The sequence below is a fragment of the Sporotomaculum syntrophicum genome, from assembly GCF_009932395.1.
GTDB classification, from domain to species: domain Bacteria; phylum Bacillota; class Desulfotomaculia; order Desulfotomaculales; family Desulfallaceae; genus Sporotomaculum; species Sporotomaculum syntrophicum.
This window is the reverse complement of sequence record NZ_LSRS01000001.1, coordinates 326,465-349,115: the sequence shown is the minus strand read 5'-3', so window position 1 is coordinate 349,115 and position 22,651 is coordinate 326,465. Positions and strand designations below refer to the sequence as shown.

The 22,651-nt window shown below is 45.7% G+C and carries 27 protein-coding genes and 1 pseudogene; 25 read left to right on the top strand and 3 right to left on the bottom strand.

Features of this window, described 5'->3' with window-relative positions; genetic code table 11:
- Window positions 1-28: 28 nt before the first annotated feature.
- Window positions 29-712, bottom strand: a pseudogene (locus tag SPSYN_RS01825) (anaerobic carbon-monoxide dehydrogenase catalytic subunit); the annotation flags it as partial.
- Window positions 713-875: 163 nt separating this feature from the next.
- Here SPSYN_RS01825 and ylxM point away from each other — a divergent pair.
- From ylxM to trmD, 6 genes are all read left to right on the top strand, one after another.
- On the top strand, window positions 876-1,223 hold the full coding sequence (ylxM, locus tag SPSYN_RS01820) for a YlxM family DNA-binding protein (protein ID WP_161820790.1): 348 nt from the start codon (window positions 876-878) through the stop codon (window positions 1,221-1,223).
- Window positions 1,224-1,228: 5 nt separating this feature from the next.
- Window positions 1,229-2,593: a signal recognition particle protein gene (ffh, locus tag SPSYN_RS01815; protein ID WP_202623702.1), complete on the top strand. Its 1,365-nt coding sequence runs from the start codon at window positions 1,229-1,231 to the stop codon at window positions 2,591-2,593.
- Window positions 2,594-2,631: 38 nt separating this feature from the next.
- On the top strand, window positions 2,632-2,901 hold the full coding sequence (gene rpsP / locus SPSYN_RS01810; RefSeq protein ID WP_161820789.1) for a 30S ribosomal protein S16: 270 nt from the start codon (window positions 2,632-2,634) through the stop codon (window positions 2,899-2,901).
- Between the two features lie 26 nt (window positions 2,902-2,927).
- Complete coding sequence (locus SPSYN_RS01805) at window positions 2,928-3,155, top strand: KH domain-containing protein (RefSeq protein ID WP_161820788.1); 228 nt, start codon at window positions 2,928-2,930, stop codon at window positions 3,153-3,155.
- 120 nt (window positions 3,156-3,275) lie between these two features.
- A complete protein-coding gene (gene rimM, locus SPSYN_RS01800) occupies window positions 3,276-3,800 on the top strand; it encodes a ribosome maturation factor RimM (RefSeq protein ID WP_161820787.1) in 525 nt (174 codons plus the stop codon).
- On the top strand, window positions 3,797-4,552 hold the full coding sequence (gene trmD, locus SPSYN_RS01795; RefSeq protein ID WP_161820786.1) for a tRNA (guanosine(37)-N1)-methyltransferase TrmD: 756 nt from the start codon (window positions 3,797-3,799) through the stop codon (window positions 4,550-4,552). Before rimM ends, trmD begins: the two co-directional genes overlap by 4 nt.
- Window positions 4,553-4,565: 13 nt before the next feature.
- On the opposite strand, the gene SPSYN_RS01790 is transcribed toward trmD, so the two are convergent.
- Window positions 4,566-4,910 carry a LysM peptidoglycan-binding domain-containing protein gene (locus tag SPSYN_RS01790; protein ID WP_161820785.1) on the bottom strand — a complete coding sequence of 115 codons (345 nt, stop codon included), beginning with the start codon at window positions 4,908-4,910 and terminating at the stop codon, window positions 4,566-4,568.
- Window positions 4,911-5,134: 224 nt separating this feature from the next.
- Here SPSYN_RS01790 and spoIIP point away from each other — a divergent pair, with 224 nt between their 5' ends.
- The 19 genes from spoIIP (at window position 5,135) to SPSYN_RS01695 (ending at window position 21,901) form a co-directional block, all read left to right on the top strand.
- Window positions 5,135-6,229: a stage II sporulation protein P gene (spoIIP, locus tag SPSYN_RS01785; protein ID WP_161820784.1), complete on the top strand. Its 1,095-nt coding sequence runs from the start codon at window positions 5,135-5,137 to the stop codon at window positions 6,227-6,229.
- Between the two features lie 148 nt (window positions 6,230-6,377).
- Window positions 6,378-6,722 (top strand): 50S ribosomal protein L19, encoded by a 345-nt coding sequence (gene rplS, locus SPSYN_RS01780; RefSeq protein ID WP_161820783.1) that lies wholly within the window; start codon window positions 6,378-6,380, stop codon window positions 6,720-6,722.
- A 72-nt stretch (window positions 6,723-6,794) separates the two neighbouring features.
- A complete protein-coding gene (lepB, locus tag SPSYN_RS01775) occupies window positions 6,795-7,346 on the top strand; it encodes a signal peptidase I (RefSeq protein WP_161820782.1) in 552 nt (183 codons plus the stop codon).
- Between the two features lie 176 nt (window positions 7,347-7,522).
- A complete protein-coding gene (gene ylqF, locus SPSYN_RS01770; RefSeq protein ID WP_161820781.1) occupies window positions 7,523-8,365 on the top strand; it encodes a ribosome biogenesis GTPase YlqF in 843 nt (280 codons plus the stop codon).
- An 81-nt stretch (window positions 8,366-8,446) separates the two neighbouring features.
- Entirely contained in the window at window positions 8,447-9,238 is a 792-nt protein-coding gene (locus SPSYN_RS01765; RefSeq protein ID WP_161820780.1) for a ribonuclease HII, read from the top strand.
- Window positions 9,239-9,454: 216 nt separating this feature from the next.
- Entirely contained in the window at window positions 9,455-9,808 is a 354-nt protein-coding gene (locus tag SPSYN_RS01760) for an NADH-quinone oxidoreductase subunit A (protein WP_161820779.1), read from the top strand.
- Window positions 9,799-10,389 carry an NADH-quinone oxidoreductase subunit B gene (locus SPSYN_RS01755; protein WP_161820778.1) on the top strand — a complete coding sequence of 197 codons (591 nt, stop codon included), beginning with the start codon at window positions 9,799-9,801 and terminating at the stop codon, window positions 10,387-10,389. The genes SPSYN_RS01760 and SPSYN_RS01755 overlap by 10 nt, the downstream gene beginning before the upstream one ends.
- 1 nt (window position 10,390) lies before the next feature.
- Complete coding sequence (locus tag SPSYN_RS01750; protein WP_161820777.1) at window positions 10,391-10,837, top strand: NADH-quinone oxidoreductase subunit C; 447 nt, start codon at window positions 10,391-10,393, stop codon at window positions 10,835-10,837.
- Window positions 10,838-10,840: 3 nt separating this feature from the next.
- On the top strand, window positions 10,841-11,944 hold the full coding sequence (locus SPSYN_RS01745) for an NADH-quinone oxidoreductase subunit D (RefSeq protein WP_161820776.1): 1,104 nt from the start codon (window positions 10,841-10,843) through the stop codon (window positions 11,942-11,944).
- 29 nt (window positions 11,945-11,973) lie between these two features.
- Complete coding sequence (gene nuoH / locus SPSYN_RS01740) at window positions 11,974-13,017, top strand: NADH-quinone oxidoreductase subunit NuoH (RefSeq protein WP_161820775.1); 1,044 nt, start codon at window positions 11,974-11,976, stop codon at window positions 13,015-13,017.
- A 4-nt stretch (window positions 13,018-13,021) separates the two neighbouring features.
- The gene (locus SPSYN_RS01735; RefSeq protein WP_161820774.1) at window positions 13,022-13,462 is read left to right on the top strand and encodes an NADH-quinone oxidoreductase subunit I; all 441 of its coding nucleotides are present in this window, start codon (window positions 13,022-13,024) and stop codon (window positions 13,460-13,462) included.
- Between the two features lie 3 nt (window positions 13,463-13,465).
- On the top strand, window positions 13,466-14,020 hold the full coding sequence (locus SPSYN_RS01730; protein WP_161820773.1) for an NADH-quinone oxidoreductase subunit J family protein: 555 nt from the start codon (window positions 13,466-13,468) through the stop codon (window positions 14,018-14,020).
- Complete coding sequence (nuoK, locus tag SPSYN_RS01725; protein ID WP_161820772.1) at window positions 14,007-14,321, top strand: NADH-quinone oxidoreductase subunit NuoK; 315 nt, start codon at window positions 14,007-14,009, stop codon at window positions 14,319-14,321. The genes SPSYN_RS01730 and nuoK overlap by 14 nt, the downstream gene beginning before the upstream one ends.
- Window positions 14,322-14,351: 30 nt before the next feature.
- On the top strand, window positions 14,352-16,286 hold the full coding sequence (gene nuoL, locus SPSYN_RS01720) for an NADH-quinone oxidoreductase subunit L (RefSeq protein ID WP_161820771.1): 1,935 nt from the start codon (window positions 14,352-14,354) through the stop codon (window positions 16,284-16,286).
- A complete protein-coding gene (locus tag SPSYN_RS01715) occupies window positions 16,286-17,806 on the top strand; it encodes a complex I subunit 4 family protein (protein ID WP_161820770.1) in 1,521 nt (506 codons plus the stop codon). Before nuoL ends, SPSYN_RS01715 begins: the two co-directional genes overlap by 1 nt.
- Entirely contained in the window at window positions 17,807-19,261 is a 1,455-nt protein-coding gene (locus tag SPSYN_RS01710) for an NADH-quinone oxidoreductase subunit N (RefSeq protein WP_161820769.1), read from the top strand.
- Window positions 19,262-19,376: 115 nt separating this feature from the next.
- Window positions 19,377-20,255 (top strand): AAA family ATPase, encoded by an 879-nt coding sequence (locus tag SPSYN_RS01705; protein WP_161820768.1) that lies wholly within the window; start codon window positions 19,377-19,379, stop codon window positions 20,253-20,255.
- 4 nt (window positions 20,256-20,259) lie between these two features.
- Complete coding sequence (locus SPSYN_RS01700; RefSeq protein WP_161820767.1) at window positions 20,260-21,456, top strand: vWA domain-containing protein; 1,197 nt, start codon at window positions 20,260-20,262, stop codon at window positions 21,454-21,456.
- Window positions 21,457-21,547: 91 nt separating this feature from the next.
- A complete protein-coding gene (locus SPSYN_RS01695; RefSeq protein WP_161820766.1) occupies window positions 21,548-21,901 on the top strand; it encodes a YraN family protein in 354 nt (117 codons plus the stop codon).
- Window positions 21,902-22,189: 288 nt separating this feature from the next.
- Here the strand turns inward: SPSYN_RS01695 and SPSYN_RS01690 are convergent, their stop codons facing one another.
- Complete coding sequence (locus SPSYN_RS01690; RefSeq protein WP_161820765.1) at window positions 22,190-22,603, bottom strand: hypothetical protein; 414 nt, start codon at window positions 22,601-22,603, stop codon at window positions 22,190-22,192.
- Window positions 22,604-22,651 lie beyond the last annotated feature (48 nt).

Sequence of the window (22,651 nt, the reverse complement as noted above, 5' to 3'; positions counted from 1 at the left end):
TCCGGTTTGCTTGTTTTTAACATTTATTTTATATACCTAGCACTGCCCTCTTTTTTATAATATGCGCCTCAATACCGTCAACGGCGCTTTCCGGTGTGTCCGCGAGTGCTATTTTGCCGCCGGTCAGGCCTTCCAAGTCTTCGGTTAACAGTTTCACCAACTCCGGGCCGCCAGTTACTGGCGGGGTGGGGGCCAGGTGGGCATATAAGCCAAAGGCCAGAGCGAAAATAGCATCGATGGTAGCCTTTTGCTCCAGGTACTGTGGTGCGGTAACTGCCACCGGCAGGTCGGAAGTATCTACCCCCAGGGAATTGGCGATTTCTGTAACCAGCATAGATATACGCCCGGTGTCCGTGCAGGTGCCGAAGCTCAGTACGGGGGGGATGCCCAGTGCGTTGCAGATTTCCTGCAAACCGCTGCCGGCTAAAGCCACCGCGTCGGCATTGCACAAACCGGCCACTTCCAGAGCGTGGTTACCGCAGCCGCCGCTGAGCACAAGGATGTCTCGCTTGATTAGCTCTTTGACAACGTTCACCGTCATATAATCGTGGAGACCTGTTGCCGTTGTGGTGCAGTTGGTTACACCTTTAATTTTACCTGCTTTGATAACGTCAAGAAGCGGTTCCAGTTTGCCGCCCAGGGCATTTAACACTGCTTCGGTGGAAAAACCGGCTATAGCTTTTTGCACCCTGCTTGGTACCTGGGGGGTAATTGTCTTGGATTACTGCTTGGCGTTAGTGACAGCGAAACTTATAAGCATAGTACAGATATATACTTACAAGTGTGTCAATTTTTACATATTACTTGACATAGTTACTCTATTAATGTAAAATTGGCTGTAAAGTATTTTAGCTTTATACAGAAAGGTTCTATTGATGGATAAGGTAATTAGAATGACTCTGCTGTACGATTTTTACGGCCCGCTGTTAACGGAAAGGCAGCAAAAGTTTTTCGATTTGTATTATGGAAATGATTATTCCCTGGGTGAAATTGCCGAAAGCTATGGGGTCAGCCGGCAGGCGGTGCATGATATGCTAAAAAGGGCGGAGAATATTCTGGTTAATTACGAAAATAAATTAGGATTAATCGATAAATTTTTAGTACAGCGCAATAAACTGGCCGAGGTTGCCCGGTTGTTGAATGAGGCCGGCGAGCTTGCGCCTCAGCGGCTGGTCAAGGCTAGGAAGCTATTGCAGGAACTACTGGAGATGGACAGGGGGTAACATATATGATATTTTCCGGTTTAGCAGAAAAGCTCCAGGAGACCTTCAAAAAATTGCGGGGCAAGGGCCGACTTACCGAAGAGGATGTTGACCTGGCTTTAAAGGAAGTGCGCCGGGCGCTGATTGGCGCAGATGTTAACTTTTTGGTTGTTAAGGATTTTATAGCCAAGGTCAGGGAAAGGGCTGTCGGGCTAGATGTATTGCAAAGCCTCACCCCTGCTCAGCAAGTTATAAAAATAGTGCACGATGAATTAGCTGCTCTCATGGGGGGAACCCGGAGCAAAATCGAGCTTGCACCGGCCCCACCTACAGTGGTGATGATGGTAGGTCTGCAGGGGGGAGGTAAAACCACCACAACTGCAAAACTGGCCAACCACCTTCGCCGCCAGGGGCGCCGGCCTTTGCTCGTGGCTTGTGATATCTATCGCCCAGCAGCTATCAAACAGCTGCAGGTGCTGGGCGGGCAATTGGACATGCCGGTATTTAACATGGGTGATAATGTTGCCCCGCCGGATATTGCTCGGGCGGCTGTGGAGAAAGCCCGCCGGGAGGGTAATGACTTGGTTATCCTCGATACAGCCGGTCGGCTGCATATTGATGAAGAATTGATGACCGAATTGAAAGATATTGTGGCAAACGTTAACCCCAATGAAATATTGCTGGTAGTGGATTCCATGACTGGCCAGGATGCTGTTAACGTGGCTAAAGCCTTTAACGAGCGTTTATCTTTAACAGGGGTGATCCTTACCAAGTTGGACGGGGACACTCGTGGAGGGGCTGCGCTTTCAGTTAAAGCAGTGACAGGCTGTCCGATTAAATTTGTTGGTATGGGTGAGAAGTTAGATGCTTTGGAAGATTTTCACCCCGACCGGATGGCTGACCGTATCTTAGGTATGGGTGATATGCTGACTTTGATTGAAAAGGCTCAGGCTAATTTTGATCAAGAGCAGGTGGAAATACTCAATAAGCGCATCCGAAGTATGGAGTTTACACTGGATGATTTTGTCCAGCAGTTAAATCAAGTCAAAAAAATGGGTCCTCTTGATCAAATTTTGGGCATGATTCCCGGTTTGGGGGGGATGAAGAAACTAAAGGATTTGGAAGTGGACGATAAAGATCTGGTTTTTGTGGAGGCTATTATTAAATCCATGACCCCATGGGAAAGACAGAACCCCCAGGAGATAAACGGAAGCCGGCGCCGGCGTATTGCCCGGGGCAGCGGTACTAGTGTCCAAGAAGTAAACCGTCTGCTCAAACAGTTTGAACAGACAAAGAAAATGATGCGTCAGTTAGTAGAAATGGGCAAAGGTGCTAAAAAAGGCAAGCAAAATCTACTCGGTTTTGGTAAAAAGGGTTCGCCATTTAAATAATAATATTAATTTTACATCAGTTAAAGGAGGTGAATATTGTGGCTGTAAAGATCAGACTTAAGAGAATGGGGGCTAAGAAACAGCCGTTTTATCGGATCGTGGTAGCCGATGCCCGATCCCCCCGGGACGGTCGTTTTATAGAGGAAATTGGCTATTATGACCCGCTGAAGAACCCAGCTGTGATTAAAATTGATGAAGCCAAAGCGGCTGATTGGTTAAGTAAAGGGGCACAGCTTACCGATACCACTAAAGCGCTGTTTAATAAAGTTGGTATCAATAAAAAAATCGTTAGCGGCGAGGGTCAGTAAATGGACCAGCAGAGGAGGTCTATCCTATGAAGGAACTGGTGGAAACATTGGCCAAGGCCCTCGTCGACCATCCTGATATGGTGACCGTGGATATTATTGAAAGGGAAAAGTCTTGCGTGATTGAGTTGCGGGTTGCCCAGGATGATATGGGTAAAGTGATAGGTAAACAAGGTAAGATTGCCAGGGCCATTCGGACCGTTGTTAAAGCGGCAGCCACCAAAGAGCACAAAAAGGTCACCGTAGAGATTGTTTAATTAGGATAGGATACAAACAAAAGGGGGCATGGCGCCCTCTTTCTTATTATGGGATGATTGTTTTGCTTCTGTTTATGACATAATGACAATAACCTTTTTTATGTTTGAGGTGATGGTTGGTTGGGTGCGGAAGTTCAATATATAACCATTGGGAAAATAGTAAATACCCATGGACACCGGGGTGAGGTGAGGGTTATACCATTAACGGATTTCCCTGAGCGGTTTAGCGCTATGGATAAGGCGTTAGTGGAGCTTAATGGCCAAATAAAGCTGATGAATATTGAGAAAACCTATCCGCACAAAAAATTTATTATTATTAAGTTTGCGGGTATAAACGATATGAATACTGCGGAAACGCTAAAAAATGCAAGGCTGTTAATTCCCAGAGATGAGCAAATGCCGCTGCCTGAGGATACGTTTTATGTCTTTGATATCGTGGGTATGGAAGTGTTTACTGATGATAGGCGATATCTGGGGCAAGTGCAGGATGTGCTTCAAACCGGAGCAAATGACGTGTTTATTGTAGAAGGCGCAACGAAGCGACCGCTTTTAATACCGGCACTTAAACAAGTTGTACGTAATGTTGATATGGAGCAGAAAGAAATGACCGTTTGTTTACCGGAAGGGCTGGAAGAATTGTCATGAAAATAGATATGCTTACCTTATTTCCGGAAATGTTTTCCGGTCCCTTTGATAGCAGCATTATTAAGCGAGCTAGGGATAGGGGCCTTTTGGAAATAAGTTTTACTGATATTCGGGATTTTTCGGGTAATAAACATCATACCGTGGATGATACCCCGTATGGCGGCGGTGCTGGTATGGTGATGCAGGCACCGCCCATTATGCGGGCGCTGGAGCATGTGTGCAATCAAAGGGGTGATGCGCAGGCTAGGGTAATATTAATGTGCCCCACCGGCTTAACCTTTGATCAGAATTGGGCGCGGGACCTGGCCAGGGAGGAACACCTGGTAATTATCTGCGGTCATTATGAGGGTATCGACGAACGGGTGCGCGAGCTGGCCGTAACTGATGAATTATCCATAGGTGATTACGTGCTTACGGGTGGTGAACTACCGGCAATGGTGGTGGTGGACGCGGTCGCCAGGATGATACCCGGTGTGCTGGGTGAGCAGGCCTCTGCAGAGGAGGATTCCTTTTATCATGGGTTATTGGAATACCCGCAATATACCCGGCCTCGTGATTGCGAGGATTTGTCGGTGCCTGAAATTTTGATGAGTGGTCACCACGAAAAAATCAGGCTATGGCGCCGCCGACAGGCTTTACTCAAAACGCTGGAACGCCGCCCTGATCTGCTGCGAGAGGAGATGCTAAGCAGCGAAGATCGAGATATTTTGCGTGAAATAGTGGTCAGCATCCAGGGAGTTATCGAGGGTTAGGGCTGGTGAAATTTTATCCTGGCAGGCAGATTGTTTGTCCGGGTAGGAGTTTTAGGGGATCGACGTTGGGATTGAGTTCCCGCAGCTTTTCTACGGTGGTGCCTGTGGCTAAGGCAATAGTGTACAGGGTATCACCACGTGCCACTAACCAGAATACGCCCGAGGGACAAACCCTCTCCGGGGGCAGGCAAATTTTTTGGCCTGTTTGCAAGTTAGCGGGATCGATATCTGGATTGAGCTGCGTAAGTGTGGAAATGGTAGTACCCACAAAGGATGCTATTAAATATAGTGTATCCCCCGGCGTAACAATCCAATATCGACCGGAGGAACAGGGTACATGATCGTTAGAATCGGGCATAGCCTAATCACGCCCAGATGGCCGGTACTTCCGCCGGTGTAAAAAATATTGCTAATATCATTGATTTACTCTCCCTGCACAAGAAATATTGTCAGCCTGGTTTATATATATAATTTTATGAACAGTATTAATAAAAAGTACTAAAGTTTTATCTGTTTTAGCATGTCTATATTCCTTCAGATAAGGCCATGATAAAATTATTATGTTTATATGGAGGCCTTATCTTGAAACCATTACGTGCAGTGTTCATTATAGTAAGTTTGTATTATGCTTGTCTCTACTGCCCATTGTCAGCGCTGGCTGAGCAGCAGGCTGATCATATGGCCGGGGTGTGCTATGAATATATTGACCAGCATGGTAATCTGGTAACTCTTGCTTCCCGGAAGCCGGCTAGGGGCGACGAAATAATCAATAGCAAAGGTTATCACTATCAGGTGAGCGGTGTGCAAGGCAATACGGCTCAGGTTAAATTAATCGGCAAGGATAAAATTATACTATCGTATATGGATTATTATGAGCAAATTAAAGCCGCACCTGTTGTATCGAGCCAGGCATGGCAGGAACGCCCGGTTGGTATATATCATACCCATTCGGATGAATCGTATTTGCCCACCGACGGTAAAGCTTCCATACCTTTTAACGGGGGTATTTATCAAGTGGGGGATATTTTCAATAATACACTCCAAGAACAAAAAGTTAAGGTAGATTATAATAAAACGCCCCATTGTCCACACGATGCCAATGCCTATTACCGTTCTCGTAGGACAGCTGTAAAGTTGTTGGAACAGAACCCGGTGGCAATTTTTGATGTGCACAGGGATGGTATAGACGATCCCGAGTTCTATCGCCAGATTATATCAGAACAGGATGTTACTCAAATCCGCTTGGTGGTGGGCAGGCAGAATCCTAAAATGTCTGCTAACCTAGATTTTGCCAAGCGTTTAATGGCTTATGTTAACAAGAAAAACCCGGAATTAATAAAGGAAATATACCTGGCCTCGGGTAATTACAACCAGGATTTAATGCCTACGGCGTTGTTGATTGAAGCAGGCACTTACACCAATGAAAAACCGCAGGCGGAAAACGGGGTTGCTCTGTTAGCCAATGCTGTTCCTGAAATGCTTGGCTTAACACCGCCGCCCCGCCAGGAGGCCACAGAGTTGCCAAAAACCGGGCCTCAGGGGTGGGGAACCGTTCTTTTCATAGCTTTATTAGTTGTGTTAGGCGGCGTCATCTTTATCTTCATCAATAACTCGGAAGAAAAAGTAAAAAATTACCTGTTAAGTAAAATCGACCAATTGAGCAGACGAAGAGGATAATACTAAGAATTTTAAAGACATTAATAGGGGAAATATAGGGTTATTGCGCCTTCGGGTGAATTGTGGTATAATTTCTCTTGTTTATTACGGTGGTCCGCTATCCTGGAAATAAGGGGTATGAACATCTGGGGGGAAGGAGGTTACAGCTATGGATTTAATAAAAGTAATCGAACAAGATCAATATAAAGAAAATATTCCTGATTTTAGTCCTGGAGACACTGTCAAAGTACACGTCAAAGTTGTGGAAGGTAATCGGGAAAGAATCCAGGTGTTTGAGGGTGTAGTAATTAGGCGCCGTGGTGGCGGGCTAAGTGAGACATTTACTGTCCGCCGGGTATCATACGGAGTCGGTGTTGAAAGAACATTTCCTCTCCATTCACCGCGTATTGATAAAATTGAAGTTACCAGGCGAGGACGTGTTCGCAGAGCCAGGCTTTATTACCTGCGCAAATTGCGCGGCAAAGCTGCTCGAATTAAGGAAATTCGCCGCTAGGATTACAAGGGACTGGCTGATAAGACAGTCCCTTTTTAAATGAATTTATGTTGATTAATCGAGGGGATGGAGATGGGAAATTCAAGTCATGAGCAACCGGTAAAAATTAAAGTCAAGAGCAAGTCGGCAATAAGAGAAATTCTTGAGTCTATAGCCATAGCAATTTTATTGGCTATACTCATCAGGATGTTTGTGTTTCAGCCTTTTTATATCCCTTCTGAGTCAATGGTTCCCAGTTTGCAAGTGGGGGATAGAATAATTGTCAGTAAGCTAAATTACTATTTCAGTGAACCAAAACGGGGTGATGTCATGGTATTTAAGTTCCCCCTTGACCCCAGCAGGGATTTTGTCAAGCGAACCATTGGTATTGGTGGTGAAAGTATTGCAATTCGCGACAGTCGTTTGTATATTAATGGTCAGCAGGTGAAGGAGGATTACCTTCCTGAAGGTCTGACCTTTGCTGATTTTGGACCGGATGAGGTGCCCGTCGGCAGTTATTTTATGATGGGTGATAATCGTAATAACAGTGACGATAGCCGGGTTTGGGGGGCATTACCGGAAGAAAATATAATTGGTAAAGCAGTGTTGATTTACTGGCCTTTGAATCGCATTAGCTTATTATAATAACACTGTTAGGATAATTGTGCCCAAGTTTCCCGGAAACATGGTCTTAAGTATTAAAGTAATTGTTTACCGGGGATGCTACAGCTGTAACCAATTTTAAACCTGTAAATACCGACATTAAGCATAACTGTCCATGAAAGGAATAAGTTAGATCTTATATAAGGACTCGTGACAAGATGGATATTCAATGGTACCCGGGGCATATGGCCAAAGCACGCAAGCAGGTGCAGCAGAACCTACAAATGGTAGATGTTGTTATTGAACTACTGGATGCCCGCATACCTGCCAGCAGTCGTAATCCGGATATTAATGTAATTTTAAAAGATAAACCCAGACTGGTGGTGCTGAACAAGTCGGATCTGGCTGCTCCCGAGGCCACGGCTGCCTGGTTGGATTATTTTAACCGCAATGCCCTGCCGGCGGTGGCTGTAGATGCCCACCATGGTGCTGGAATAAAAAAAATGATAGCGCTTACTGAACAGCAAGCCAGGCCAGCGGTGCAAAAGTATATGTCCAGGGGGCGGTTAGCTCGGTTAGCCCGTTGTATGGTAGTGGGGGTGCCCAATGTGGGCAAATCCATGTTGATCAATAAGCTAGCCGGCAAAAAAGTGGCCCGTACGGGCAATCGCCCGGGGGTAACCAGGGGCGAGCAGTGGATAAAGTTGGGAAGCAAGCTGGAATTGCTGGATACACCCGGCATTCTTTGGCCTAAATTTGAAGACCCGGAAACAGCCTACAAATTGTCGGTTACCGGAGCAATTAAAGAACAAATCTACAATCCCGAGGAGATTTGTTTAAAGCTTGTTCAGTGGTTGCTGGAAAAGGCACCCGATGTACTGGCCAGCCGTTACAAATTAGATACCATACCGGGGGAGATCTGGGAAGTCATTGAAAAAATCGGTAAATACCGAGGCTTCTACTTATCCGGCGGAAAAATAGATAGTAATAAAGCAGCTGTTTTTGTGATCAAAGAGTTTCGTGAGGGTAGATTGGGGAAGTTCAGCCTTGAATTGCCATAAAAATATTTTGTTAAATGGCAGGGATTTCAAATCAAATCGCGAAAAAAATTATAAGCTATAATTTTATGTCGGAGTAATTGCGTGGTTATAAATTCCTTCACCGTGGCGCAAATTAAAGAGTTGGCTGGCCGCAATGGCGGACCCGACGATGAATTGCTGCAGGCTATGGCATTGGATAAGCGATCTGCTGTGCAAACGCTATACAAGCATTATGTAACTGTCGGGCGAAAGAAGGAGGCCGATTTTAGGCGCCTGGAAAAAATGATAGCCTATGAGCGTTCTTTGCAAGGCCCGTGTGATAATATTGTCGCAGGTGTGGACGAGGCAGGCCGGGGTCCGCTAGCTGGTCCGGTAGTAGCGGCAGCAGTAATACTGCCTGAGGTTTTTTTTCTGGAGGATCTAGATGATTCCAAAAAGCTAACTCCGGTTAAGCGGTCCAGGCTTGAGGTAAACATTAAAAAAACCTCGGATGCCTGGGCGGTGGGTATAGCTACTGTAAGTGAGATAGAACTCTATAATATCCACCAGGCTACCATGCTGGCCATGCTGCGGGCTGTAAACAATTTAGACATTCAACCTGAGCTTGTGCTGATAGATGGGAAGTTTATCATACCTGGAAGCAAGCTGGCGCAAAAGGCAGTGGTAGGCGGTGACGGTTTGTGTCCTTCAATTGCTGCTGCGTCAGTTGTAGCCAAGGTAACCAGGGACAGGTTAATGCAAATATATCATTTGTTATACCCTGAATATGGTTTTGATGTGCATAAAGGCTACGGTACCGTTGCCCATATGACCGCTTTATCGGTATTTGGCCCATGTCCGATACACCGGCGTGATTTTGCACCAATTAAACAATTAGCTAAAGATGTTTATTGACTTACTAGTGAAAATAACCTTTAATAAAGGCAAGTTAAAATCACAATAAATTTTTATGTGTATTTGTGAAATAAATGTCGAGTACCCTGTATTTTATGTCAAATTAAGTCATCCGTTTGGGAGCTTTGAAAAATTCACAGGTAAATAGCGTTGGCTCCCATTTTTCAATTAATTGTTTTTTTACTAATCTAATTTATATAGAAAGGGGGGAGGAAAATGTCAGATTGGGCAGGACTATTTATATTTTTCGTAGTGGCACTTATCTTTGGCGCAGGTGGTATTGCCACCAGTTTTCTTATTCAACCTAGACGGGATACCCCATTAAAAATGGAACCTTATGAATGCGGTATGCCGACCCAGGGACCCACATGGATACAGTTCAAAACCGCTTATTTCCTTTATGCATTACTTTTTGTCATATTTGACGTGGAAACTATTTATTTGTATGCCTGGGCGGTTAAATTCCAAAGCCTGGGATTGTTTGCTTTTATTGAAATGCTCATATTCGTCTTTATTTTAGTCGTTGGCTTGTGGTACGCCTGGAAGGAAGGTGCGTTGGAATGGCAGTAAACAAAGGGAAAAAAATAGAAACAGCCCAAAAAGACATATGGGCGCCGGAATATTTCGGGGATAACCCGGATTACAACAGTCCGCCTGAGCTAAAAAGGTTAGTTCACCTGGCCCCGGTGGAAAAGGTATTGAATTTGGCTCGGGCGCATTCTATTTGGCCGCTGGGTTTTGGTTTGGCTTGCTGCGCCATTGAAGGTTTAATGGCGGCTCAGGGTCCTCGTTATGACTTATCCCGTTTTGGTTACGAGGTCTTGCGTAATACTGCCCGCCAGGCCGATGTAATGCTTGTGTGCGGTACTGTAACTACCAAAGCGGCTGATTTCGTAGTGCGTTTGTGGGAACAGATGTCTGAGCCCAAATGGTGTATAGCTGTTGGCAGTTGTGCCATATCAGGTGGACCATTCGTGGATTCTTACTGTGTGGTGCCTGGTGTCAATAAACTAATACCTGTGGATGTTTATGTACCCGGCTGCCCGCCCAGGCCAGAAGCAGTGATAGAAGGATTCCTTATGTTAAGGGCTAAAATTCTAGATAATAAGGAATACCTGGAGAACTTCAAAGGCAGGGTGGTGACGGGTTAAGATGATAGAAAAAGCAACTGCGTTGGTAGAGGAGCTTAGTAAAAAGTTTGACTATGTGGAAGTGAACGAGCAGTCAACTGTCATTATTCCCGCTGATAAATTGCTGGAGTTTATGCAGGCATTAAGAGATGACTATGGGATGGATTTTTTAACCAACGAGACGGCGGCGGATTATCCCAGCGAAAACAAATTTGAAGTTATATATAATATCAGCTCTATCGAAAAGGGTTTTACTATTATGGTAAAGACTTCCGTGGATAGGGACAACCCGGAATTGCCTTCGGTCTTTCCTATCTGGGGTGGCGCGAACTGGCAGGAGCGGGAAATATATGACTTAATGGGTATCGTTTTTACCGGCCATCCCAATCTGGTGCGCATTCTGATGCCTTATGATTATGAAGGACACCCGCTGCGCAAGGATTTCCAATGGAAAGGTGGCAGGGAGTAACTCATGATAAGGACGCAAGAATATAATTTAAACTTTGGTCCACAGCACCCCAGTACACACGGTGTGTTTAGGATTGTCCTTACTCTGGATGGAGAAAGGGTCGTTAAAGCCGAGCCTATTTGCGGCTACCTGCATCGAGGTGTTGAAAAATTGGCGGAAGCCCGCACCTATACACAGGTCATTCCTTATACCGACCGCTTGGACTACCTGGCAGCCATGCTTCAAAACTGGGGCTATGTAATGGCCGTGGAAAAACTGATGCAGGTAGAGGTGCCTGAAAGAGCCGAATACATGCGAGTTATATGTGGTGAGCTTTCCCGCCTGGCCAGTCACTTGATTGCCATAGGCACATACTCATTGGATATTGGTGCTTTTACAGGATTCCTGCTAGCCTTCCGGGAACGCGAAACAACCATGGACCTGTTGGAGGAATTAACTGGTTCCCGGATGACCTTGAGTTATGCTCGTATTGGCGGTGTGGCAGATGATGCACCCGAGGGTTGGTTGGACAAAGTAGATAAATTCATGGATCAAATGCCGGCTTGTATTGATGAATATGATGGTTTAATTACCGGTAACGAAATATTTCAAGCCCGTACCATGCAGATAGGGGTACTTAAACCGGAAACGGCCATCAATTATAGCATCAGTGGGCCGTCTTTAAGGGGCAGCGGGGTTGACTATGACCTGCGCAAGGCCAAGCCTTACAGTGTTTATGACCGGTTTGATTTTGAAGTGCCGCTAGGCACTAACGGTGACTGCTTTGACCGGTTTGACTGCCGGATGAAGGAAATGCGCCAGATAGTAAGAATCGTCAAACAAGCTATTGAACAAATTAGGGAAATCGATGGTCCGGTACGCGGCAAAGTGCCTAAAGTGATTAAACCACCGGCGGGAGATGCTTATGCGGAAATTGAAACTTCCAAGGGCATTATCGGCTACTATGTGGTCAGTGATGGCAGTCCCAAGCCGTATCGTGTCCATGTGCGCAGGCCTTCCTTTATTAATCTAGGCTATCTGGATGAAATGCTGCGCGGCTATCTGGTAGCTGATGTGGTGGCAATCCTGGGTAGTCTCGACATAATGTTAGGTGAAGTGGATTGTTAACAAATTTGGGATCATAGGGGAGAAGAGGCATGGAAAATTTATTTGTAGGCATAGCCGATGGGCTAAGATCTTCTCTTGGTGGCCTACCCCCGGAACTTGGAGAGGCCATCGTAATGCTTGTAAAGCTTGTGGCTATCCTCGTCTTTATATTAGTTAATGCACTGTGGCTGGTGTACATGGAACGTAAGGTTGCCGGTTACATGCAGGCCCGTATTGGCCCCAACCGAGTCGGCCCTAAGGGACTTTTGCAAACAACGTGTGACATAGGTAAATTAATCTGCAAGGAGATTATTATCCATAAGGATACGGACAAAGTGGTATTCATGCTTGCTCCGGTGCTGGTTTTCGTACCTACTTTAATGGTGTTTGCAGTAATACCCTTCGGTAAAAATATGGCGGCCATTGATATGAATATCGGTTTGTTGTATCTTTTAGCTATTGCCTCAACATCTACCATAATTTTTTGGATGGCCGGCTGGGCATCCAACAATAAGTATTCATTAATCGGTAGTATGCGTTCGGTAGCTCAGATGGTTAGTTACGAATTGCCGATGGTTCTAGCTATCCTGGGTGTGATCATGATTACGGGAAGCTTGAATATGTCCGATATTATTGCGGCTCAGGAACACACCTGGTTTATATTCACCCAGCCAATCGCATTTTTGATATTCTTTATAGCATCTGTGTCGGAATGTAACCGTGCTCCGTTTGACTTAATCGAAGGTGAATCAGAGCTAGTTAACGGGTTTAACACTGAATATGGCGGTATGGCTTTTGCTATGTTCTATCTGGCTGAATACGCCAATATGTTGGTGTGTTGCGCCATGGTGACGATTTTGTTCTTGGGCGGCTGGCATGCTCCGTTTGGTTTAGATTTTATCCCGTCCTGGTTATGGTTTTTCATCAAGATGTATATCGTGATGTTTGTGATTATGCAGCTTCGCTGGACTTACCCCCGTATCAGGGTTGACCAGTTGATGGGTTTTGGCTGGAAGGTGCTGGTGCCCCTTTCCCTGGCCAATATCTTTGTAACCGGTATTGGAATGTACATTTACCGGGCGATAGGGTGGTGATGGCATGTTTGGTAAAGGATTAGTTAAAGGAATGCAGATTACCTTCAAAGAGTTTTGGTCACCCAAGGCCACTATTCAGTATCCGGAACATCAAAACCCGATCCCGGATCGTTATCATGGTCGGTTTACTTTGGATGTTGATAAGTGCATTGCCTGTGGGATGTGTGCCAATGCCTGCCCAAATAAGGTTATTAGTCTGCAAAAACAAAAGGTTGGCACGAAACAGTATCTTACTAATTATGTAATGAAAATTTATTACTGCTTGTTCTGCGGTTTGTGTGTGGAAAGCTGCCCCAAAGATGCACTGCATTTTTCAAAGGTTATCAATATGAATCAATATCATTTCAGTGACATCCCACTTGTCTTGGTTCAGCGTGAAGCACCTGCTGTTACTGCAGAATCCGAGGTTGCCGCCAGCAAGACTTCCGATAAGGAGGGTGAGTAACCGATGGAAACCAGTATATATAGCGTAATAGCTTTTTATTTACTGGCAATAACTATTGTAGGTAATGCTGCCCTGGTAGTGTTTGCAAAAAATATTGTACATTCGGTGTTATTCTTGGCCGTTACCTTTATATCCATGGCCGGGCTGTTTTTATTACTGGATGCCGATTTTATCGCTGCGATACAGGTACTCGTTTACGCCGGTGCTGTGTGTATTATGGTGGTCTTTGGTATTATGCTGATTCAAGCTCCTGATATGAAGGGTACTAACCTGTTTAACACTCAACTGTTTGCCGGTGGCGGTGTGGTTGCCCTGGTGTTTGCAATGTGCGCTATTCTTGCCGGTCGCACTGCCTGGACTGACCTGGTGGCAACGCAGGCTGTACCTGAAAACACTATCCAGGTTATCGGTACCTTATTGATGAGCAAATATGTTATTCCGTTTGAAGTAGTGGCTATTCTACTGCTGGTGGCGTTGGTTGGTGCCATTGTCATCGCCAGGGATGATGCCGGTACAGTTGCCGTGGATGAGGGGGTGAAGGCCAATGCTCACGATTAGCTTAACGCATTACGTTATACTATCGGCTCTTTTATTCAGTATCGGCCTGTTTGGGGTTATCACTAAGCGGAATGCTGTGGCTGTCTTGATTTGTATTGAGATTATGCTTAACGCGGTAAATATCAATTTGGTGGCCTTTAGCAAGTACATTACCCCAATAGATTTTACCGGACAAATATTTTCTCTGTTTGTCATCACTGTGGCCGCCGCTGAAGTAGGTATAGGGTTGGCCATTATCATAGCCATCTACCGCAATAAGCTGTCCGTAAATCTTGACGATTTCGACTTGCTTAAATGGTAGGACTTTTAAGAAGGTAGGTGCTTCTAAATAATGTATGTTGAATTTGCATTGCAGCATGCATGGTTGGTACCGCTTCTTCCCGCCCTTGCTTTTGTGGCGATAGTATTTCTCACCCGCCCATGGAAAATGCTTAGTGCTATCTTGGCGGTGGGATCAATGGCCTTGTCCTGTGTTATTGCTACACTGGCGGCGTACGGGATTTTTACCAACCCTGAGTATGCGGAAAAACCGTTAGTTTACGCCACGCGCTGGTTTTCCCTGGGAATGCCGGGGATGCCTGCTCTGCAAATAGACGTGGGCGTACAGTTAGACCCTGTATCGGCCATGATGATGGTCATGGTTTCGTTTATTTCGACATTCATATTTTTATACTCAATTGGTTATATGGATGGTGAAGATGGTTTCTCAGTATTTTTCTCGTACCTTTCACTGTTCGGCGCTTCGATGTTACTGCTGGTTATTTCCAGCAACCTGCTGCAAATGTTTGTAGCTTGGGAATTGGTGGGATTATGTTCCTACCTGTTAATCGGCTTTTACACGCATAAGATATCAGCTCGCGAGGCGGCCAAAAAAGCCTTTGTTACCTGCCGGGTTGCGGACTTCGGTCTGCTGCTGGGTATTTTATCGCTGCAAATAGTATTTGGCACGCTGAACCTGACTGAGTTGAGTGAAAGAATTGCTCATTTTGAGGAGTTTACAACCTTTGGCATCCTAACCATGATAGCCGTACTGGTATTTATCGGACCGATCGGTAAGTCAGGCCAGTTTCCGCTGCATGTGTGGTTGCCGGACGCTATGGAAGGCCCCACTCCGGTCAGCGCACTGATCCATGCTGCCACCATGGTTGTGGCCGGTGTCTATCTGGTTGGTCGCACCATGTTCCTGTTCCATGAAGTAGAATCGGCTATGCAGTTGGTAGCTGTTACCGGTGCCTTTACGGCCCTGTTTGCCGCTACATGTGCTCTAACGCAGCGTGAAATTAAAAAGATCCTGGCGTATTCCACAGTCAGCCAGCTGGGCTATATGATGCTGGCACTGGGCGTAGGTAGTCTGACCGCTAGTATGTTCCATATGTGGACCCACGCTTTCTTTAAAGCCCTGATGTTCCTTGGCGCAGGTAGTGTGCTGGTAGCTTTGCATCACAAAGCTGATGTGTGGGAAATGGGTGGACTGGTTAAGAAAATGCCTATCACCGCCTGGACGTTTGTCATTGGTGGTTTAGCCATTGCCGGTATTCCTCCTTTTGCCGGCTTTTGGAGCAAGGATGAAATTTTAGCGGCTACCTTTGCTGAAGGGCACTATGTGCTGTTCGCTATGGCGGCGTTTACTGCGTTTTTAACTGCGTTTTATATGTGGCGTATGATTTTCCTGGCCTTTTTTGGCAAAGAAAATCCGGACAACCATCCCAAGGAATCTCCTTGGACTATGACTGTGCCCCTGTTGGTGCTGGCTATCGGCGCCATTGGAGCCGGCTGGCTGGGTACCCCCTGGGGTAATGTGTGGGCTGAATGGATTTACTTTGGGCATCCACACCATGCCGATCCCAACTTTATTGTAATGGGATTGTCGGTAGTGCTGGCTGTCGCCGGTATCGGACTGGCCTACTCTATGTATTTAAAAGATACCGAAAAGGTAAAGGCCAAAGCTATGGCCGAACAGTACAGTACTGCCTACAGGGTTCTCGTTAATAAGTATTATATTGACGAGCTGTACCTGTGGTTCAACCACGCGCTGGTTGATGGTGCTGCCAAAATCTTTTACCTGTTTGATATCTATATCGTTGACGGTATCGTTAATGGTATCGGTGCATTCGCCAAGGTATCCGGAGAAGGTATGCGTGTGTTCCAAACCGGTCGGCTGCAGAACTATGTGCTGATATTCTTTATTGGCGTGCTGGTTGTGGCTGTATTAATGGCCTTTGTCGGCCCGTCTAACGCCGTTCCGGTTATAGGAGGTGTTAAGTAATGGACTTTCCGATCCTATTAACCATATTACTGGCACCGCTGGTTGCGTCTTTAATCATCATGTTTATTCCCAAGGATGAAAACATCCTGATTAAGAGTATTGCTGCAGTAGGTATGTTTGTTGCCCTGGCTTTGAGTCTGTATGCCTACTTTGCTTATAACAAGGATATCGGCGGTTTGCAGTTTGTTTTTGGACATGAACTACCCTGGATTAAGGATTTGGGCGTGACTTTCTTCCTGGCTGTGGATGGTATCAGCTTACCGATGCTGCTGTTGACCAACTTGATTGGTTTTTCAGCAATCTTTGCCTCCTGGAATGTCAATAATCGGCCCAAGGAGTTTTTTGTCCTGCTGTTAATGTTGATTGCCGGTGTTATGGGTACCTTTATCGCTCATGACCTGTTCATATTCCTGCTGTTCTATGAAGTGGTAGTTATCCCCATTTACGTCTTGGTGATTATCTGGGGTAGCTCCAAACGGGTTACTAAGGAATATGCAGGTATGAAACTGACGATGTACCTGTTAATCGGGAGCGGTTTCCTGCTGGTCGGTGTTATTGCTTTGTTTGTAAAGACAGCAGCAATAGCCGGTCACCCGGATATGAGTTTTACCGGTATGGCCATGGCGGCGCAGCAGTTAGGAGAGTTTGATCAGATTTGGCTCTTTGCGTTGATGCTGTTTGGTTTTGGCTCACTGATTTCTATGTGGCCATTCCACTCCTGGTCACCCGACGGCTATGCCGGCGCTCCTACTGCGGTTAGTATGATCCATGCTGGTGTACTGAAAAAAATCGGCGGTTATGGTTTAATAAAAATTGCCGTTTATATGCTGCCCTTGGGTGCATCTTTCTTTGCACCTTACATGGCCGTATTGGGTGTTATCGGTGTAGCCTACGCTGCGATGGGTGCTATGGCCCAAAAAGACCTTAAATATGTCGTTGGTTATTCCAGTGTAAGTCACATGGGTTATGTCATTCTAGCCGTAGCCTGCTTAAACGTTATTGGTATAAACGGTGCTGTGGCTAATATGTTTGCGCATGGTGTAATGGCTGCCCTGTTCTTCTCTATGATAGGTTTTATTTATGAAAAAACACATACCCGCTGGATTCCGGATATGGGCGGTCTAGCTCGTCAAACACCAAGGTTGGCTGTGGGCTTCATGCTGGCAGCGATGGCTTCTCTGGGCTTGCCCGGTTTAGTCAGCTTTATCCCTGAATTCACCATCTTTATTGCCAGTTTCGAAGTTTACGGCGGTGTGGCGGTTATAGGTATTGCGGGTATCATTATCACTGCTCTTTATGTGCTGCGTGCCGGTGCTAATACCCTGTTTGGCCCACCGCGTCCTGAATATGATCACCTGGAAGATATCAAGGGACCGGAAATGGTGCCTTTGGTGGTACTAGGTACCGTACTGGTAGTTGGAGGATGCCTCCCCTCCTTGTTATTTGACATGATTAACAGTGGTGTCGTGCCCCTGCATGCTGCGATAAGCGACGCGCTCCAGTTAGGGGGGAAGTTTTAAATGCCAACTGATATGTTTGTTTTAACGTTACCATTTGACCCTTCTGCCTTGACATTGGAAATGTTGATGGCCGGTTTAGCTACGCTGGTGCTCATAATGGGTATTATCGTGCCAAAAGGCTCCAGACATGGCCTTGGTTGGGTCAGCTTGCTGGGCATACTGGGCATTATGGCGGTAGCCGTATCGCTGTGGGGTGAAAAACGGGAACTGCTCAATGGTATGTACTTGCTGGACAATTATGCGCTGTTTTGGAAGATTACTTTCATGACAGCGGCGGCGCTGGTGATACTGGGCTGTATGCGCTTTGTTGATAAAATGGGCAATCAGGCCGAGTATTACAGCCTAACTTTATTTGCTACCCTGGGCATGATGGTTATGGCCTCGGCAGGAGATTTTATCACCTTCTATCTGGGCTTGGAATTAATGACCCTGTCCTTTGTCCTTTTGGTTTGCTTCCGTAAAACTGATAATAAATCAATTGAGTCAGGCATTAAGTATTTATTGCTGGCTGGAATGAGTTCGGCAGTGTTGCTATATGGTTTATCCATCATCTATGGCCTGACCGGCAGTATTACCATCCTGGAAATAGGCAGAATTATTGCTATGCAACCCCTATCGCCTGCTCTAGTGCTGGCTGTTGTTATGGTTATTGCCGGTCTTGGTTTCAAAGTATCGGCTGTACCCTTCCATATGTGGTCACCGGACGTTTATGAAGGGGCCCCGACTCCGGTTACAGCTTATCTGGCAGTGGGTTCCAAGGCTGCTTCTTTTGCGATTATTTTGCGGTTGTTTATTGCCGGGCTTCCTGGTATTTGGGAAAACTGGGCGTTTGTGTTGGCCATTCTTGCAGCTGTAACCATTATTGTCGGTAACCTGGTGGCTATTCCCCAAACGAATATCAAAAGAATGCTGGCATACTCCAGCATTGCTCAGGCAGGTTATATACTTGTAGGGTTGGTTGCTGCAACAGAAGCCGGTATCAAAGGTGTCATGTTCTACGCGTTCCTGTATGTATTTGCTACTATGGCAGCCTTCGTGGTGGCGGCTTACTACTACAACTACTCCGGCAGTGATGAATTAAAGGACTATGCAGGTTTAGCCCAGCGTTCTCCTTTACTGGCAGCAGTGATGTTAGTGGCGCTACTGAGTATGGCCGGCATACCTCCGCTGGCCGGTTTCGCAGGCAAGTTCTACTTGTTTAGTTCCATTGTAGGAGATTATCTATGGCTTGTATTTGTAGGTTTAATTATGAGCATGGTGTCGGTGTATTACTACCTTCGGGTGGCGCTGGTCATGTATCGTGATGATCCGCTTGACGCAACACCAATAAGCGTATCAAGTCCCGTAGCCGTAACGCTGGTTTTCGCTACGATTGCTACTCTGGTTATTGGTATTTGTCCTGGTCCGCTCTCCGAAGTAGTCAATGGCGCTGCACATTCATTCTTCTTGCATTAACATATTTATTAATAAAAAAGTCTCTCACCCAGACGTGAGGGGCTTTTTTTTTAACTGCAGTTAGTCTATAATTCGTGATATAATAATGTTACATTTGATAATTGGGGAGGATAATATGGAAAACAATACCTCGTATCTTGGCTCTGAGAAGTATATTGCATCAGATGAATTAATTAGTTCTGTAAACGTAGCGGCGGCGCTTAACCGGCCGCTTTTAATCAAGGGTGAACCTGGTACTGGTAAAACCATGCTGGCCATGAGTGTGGCTGAAAACTTGAAGATGAAGCTGATTATTTGGAACATTAAATCCACTACTAAGGCCCAGGACGGTTTATATGTTTACGACACCGTACAACGTTTGTACGACAGCCAATTTGGCGAGGGCAACGTTCGCGATATTAAACAATATATAAAGCTGGGCAAGCTGGGTGAAGCTTTTACTTCAGATAACCGGGTAGTGCTGCTGATTGACGAAATTGATAAAGCGGATATCGAGTTTCCCAATGACTTGCTTTGGGAATTGGACCAGATGAACTTTTATATCCCCGAGACGGGTGAAACAGTTTCCGCTAAGCAACGCCCTATCGTAGTCATTACCAGCAACGCTGAGAAGGAACTTCCTGATGCCTTCCTGCGCAGGTGTGTATTTCATTACATCGCCTTTCCTGACCAAGAAATGATGAAGCAAATTATAAAGGTACACTACCCGAATTTGGAAAATGAACTGGTACGCGCTGCGGTAAATGCTTTCTACAATATTCGAAACATACCCGGTCTGCAGAAAAAGCCAAGCACCAGTGAGTTATTGGACTGGGTTCAGGCTCTGGCCATTGGCGGCATTGATCCCCGTGTTATTGAAAGAGAGATGCCTATGCCAGGTGTGCTGTTGAAGAAGGATAACGATATGGAATTATGGAAGCGTAAGTTTGGCAGTGGTGCTGCTGATGCTAAGGCGGCAGCTAAGAAAAATATATCTGGTTACTGGCGGAGTTGATAAAATGTTTACCAGCCTATTTTATAGCTTGCGCCAACAGGGTGTAAACGTATCTCTAATCGAATGGTTAACCTTAATGGAGGCGCTGCAGCGTGGGCTTGCTAATAGCAGCTTAATTAGTTTTTACTTTTTAGCGCGCTCACTGCTGATTAAAAGCGAGTCCCAGTATGATGCCTACGACCGGGCTTTTTTAGAAATCTTTAAGGATATTGAAACGCCACCGGAAATTGTTGCCGAGGCATTGAAATGGCTCGAACATTCAGCCCCGCCAAAATTGATGGACCAAGCTGATAAAAGGCCGGATTTAAATTGGGACCTGGATGAATTAAAAAGAAAACTGGCGGAACGCTTGGCGCAGCAAACAGAAGAACACCACGGTGGCGGCAATTGGATAGGCACAGGAGGCACTTCGCCCTTCGGGCATTCCGGTTACAATCCGGCCGGTGTGCGTATTGGCGGCAGTTCGCTTAACCGTTCTGCAGTCAAAGTGGCGGCCGAGCGCCAATACCGGGATTTTCGAACGGATGAAACTTTAACTACCCGGCAATTTGAGGTGGCCTTACGAAAACTGCGCTTACTGAGTACCTCGGTAGACGGAGAGCGAGATGTTCTTGACCTTGATGCCACTGTGGATGCTACCGGGCGCAATGCCGGTATGCTTGAGCTGGTGTGGGCCAGGGAACGTAAAAATAAAATTAAGTTAATCTTGCTTATGGATTCCGGCGGTTCTATGAATCCTTACCAGAGGCTATGCAGCCAGTTATTTAATGCGGCAAATAAATCAACACATTTTCAAGATCTTCAGTTTTACTTCTTTCATAACTGCTGGTATGAAACTATTTATAACGATCCTTATTGTTCAGATCGCAATTCCACAGCGACCTATGATTTTTTACGCCAATATAGCTCTGACTACCGGCTGATTATTGTTGGGGACGCCAGTATGGCGGCCAGCGAGATTCTAATGCCCTACGGTGCATTGAGCTGGTGGGCAACTAATGAAGAACCCGGCCAGAAATGGATGCAGAGATTAGCCAATCATTTTGAACACGCTGTATGGTTAAATCCCATCCCCGAGAAGTATTGGGGCTTGGTGGAGGGGAGTTATACCATTAATTTGGTGCGTGAAGTGTTTCCCATGTTTGAGTTAACTATTGATGGCTTGAACGCGGCTGTTAAAAAACTAAAGGTTAAAAGATAGACTGAGATTGTTTTAGAGGTAGCCGTAAAGTTCAGCTAACAAATACTCCTCAAGCTTGAGAAAATTAGCGCAAGGAGAGCAGGTAATTAACGTGACCTTTCAGAGACGCGGCCTGGGTGTTTGGGGCGAAAATATTGCCGCTGACTATTTGCAGAAAATAGGTATGCAGATTATTGAACGCAATTACAGGTGCCGATTAGGTGAACTTGATATTATTGCACGGCAGGGAGCCTACCTGGTTTTTATTGAGGTGCGCACCCGAAGTAGTGCTATTTGCGGTTTGCCCCAGGAGAGCATTACTGCCTCTAAAATAAAAAAAGTGCGTCGACTGGCCCTGTCCTACCTGGCGCAAAAATCATTAGATAATGTTAATATCCGTTTTGATGTGGTAGCGGTATACTGTGCAGGGGAAACCACAGTCACCCACATAGAAAATGCATTTTAACCTGACTGACTTGATATAAGTATCCCACAAAAATTGGGGACAATCCTTGAAAGGTGTGTCCCCAAATTGCTTAAGTGGAAGTACAACGCCAACTAAGTCATGCATTTTGCAGGTCTAAAACAAGGGTATCAGGATAAAAGCAGCTGAAGCTATACAGGCTTTCAGCTGTTTTTTTATACGTTAGGTAATTATGCTTGCCATATTTATGGCAAGCGCTAAGAGTTAAATTGCTGAAAAGCGCGCGCAGAGGGAACCAAATGAATGAGCGCACTTTTCCTGTAACAAAGTCTATGCCATAGGTATAACTTCGGCATATTCATCTTTGTTAAAATCGCGGTCATATTCTATGTCGTTAAAAATATCCGGGTAAAGTTGCTGTAAGTATAGTAACATGGGTATCATGATTTGCTTGATCGATTCAGCTGTATTGGGCATATTAGTAGCTTCCAGTAATTCATGCCATTGTGTCAGGTTGTAGCGGTATACAATTCTGGTTTTGGTTGCACCCTGGCTAATTTCACTGGGAAACCGGAAAGGTGTTTCTGCGTCGAATACCCGTTGCGTTAATACTGATGGGGGCAATAAACCATCCTTTTCATAAACGGCGATGGCGATAAGCTCATTTTCAGTGCTAGAACCGGTTGCATCTTGCTGTTGATCTTCTTTGGGAGGAATTTGGACAAGTAATACTGGAGCACTCATTATATCACCTCATAGATAAGATTTAATATTGATAGCTTCTGTTATTCT

Bases quoted from the DNA above. Each gene is read 5' to 3' on its own strand.
- ylxM (WP_161820790.1), top strand. From the start codon at position 876: ATGGATAAGGTAATTAGAATGACTCTGCTGTACGATTTTTACGGCCCG.
- ffh (WP_202623702.1), top strand. From the start codon at position 1,229: ATGATATTTTCCGGTTTAGCAGAAAAGCTCCAGGAGACCTTCAAAAAA.
- SPSYN_RS01805 (WP_161820788.1), top strand. From the start codon at position 2,928: ATGAAGGAACTGGTGGAAACATTGGCCAAGGCCCTCGTCGACCATCCT.
- trmD (WP_161820786.1), top strand. From the start codon at position 3,797: ATGAAAATAGATATGCTTACCTTATTTCCGGAAATGTTTTCCGGTCCC.
- SPSYN_RS01790 (WP_161820785.1), bottom strand. From the start codon at position 4,910: ATGCCCGATTCTAACGATCATGTACCCTGTTCCTCCGGTCGATATTGG.
- rplS (WP_161820783.1), top strand. From the start codon at position 6,378: ATGGATTTAATAAAAGTAATCGAACAAGATCAATATAAAGAAAATATT.
- lepB (WP_161820782.1), top strand. From the start codon at position 6,795: ATGGGAAATTCAAGTCATGAGCAACCGGTAAAAATTAAAGTCAAGAGC.
- ylqF (WP_161820781.1), top strand. From the start codon at position 7,523: ATGGATATTCAATGGTACCCGGGGCATATGGCCAAAGCACGCAAGCAG.
- SPSYN_RS01760 (WP_161820779.1), top strand. From the start codon at position 9,455: ATGTCAGATTGGGCAGGACTATTTATATTTTTCGTAGTGGCACTTATC.
- SPSYN_RS01755 (WP_161820778.1), top strand. From the start codon at position 9,799: ATGGCAGTAAACAAAGGGAAAAAAATAGAAACAGCCCAAAAAGACATA.
- SPSYN_RS01750 (WP_161820777.1), top strand. From the start codon at position 10,391: ATGATAGAAAAAGCAACTGCGTTGGTAGAGGAGCTTAGTAAAAAGTTT.
- SPSYN_RS01745 (WP_161820776.1), top strand. From the start codon at position 10,841: ATGATAAGGACGCAAGAATATAATTTAAACTTTGGTCCACAGCACCCC.
- nuoH (WP_161820775.1), top strand. From the start codon at position 11,974: ATGGAAAATTTATTTGTAGGCATAGCCGATGGGCTAAGATCTTCTCTT.
- SPSYN_RS01735 (WP_161820774.1), top strand. From the start codon at position 13,022: ATGTTTGGTAAAGGATTAGTTAAAGGAATGCAGATTACCTTCAAAGAG.
- SPSYN_RS01730 (WP_161820773.1), top strand. From the start codon at position 13,466: ATGGAAACCAGTATATATAGCGTAATAGCTTTTTATTTACTGGCAATA.
- nuoK (WP_161820772.1), top strand. From the start codon at position 14,007: ATGCTCACGATTAGCTTAACGCATTACGTTATACTATCGGCTCTTTTA.
- nuoL (WP_161820771.1), top strand. From the start codon at position 14,352: ATGTATGTTGAATTTGCATTGCAGCATGCATGGTTGGTACCGCTTCTT.
- SPSYN_RS01715 (WP_161820770.1), top strand. From the start codon at position 16,286: ATGGACTTTCCGATCCTATTAACCATATTACTGGCACCGCTGGTTGCG.
- SPSYN_RS01710 (WP_161820769.1), top strand. From the start codon at position 17,807: ATGCCAACTGATATGTTTGTTTTAACGTTACCATTTGACCCTTCTGCC.
- SPSYN_RS01705 (WP_161820768.1), top strand. From the start codon at position 19,377: ATGGAAAACAATACCTCGTATCTTGGCTCTGAGAAGTATATTGCATCA.
- SPSYN_RS01700 (WP_161820767.1), top strand. From the start codon at position 20,260: ATGTTTACCAGCCTATTTTATAGCTTGCGCCAACAGGGTGTAAACGTA.
- SPSYN_RS01690 (WP_161820765.1), bottom strand. From the start codon at position 22,603: ATGAGTGCTCCAGTATTACTTGTCCAAATTCCTCCCAAAGAAGATCAA.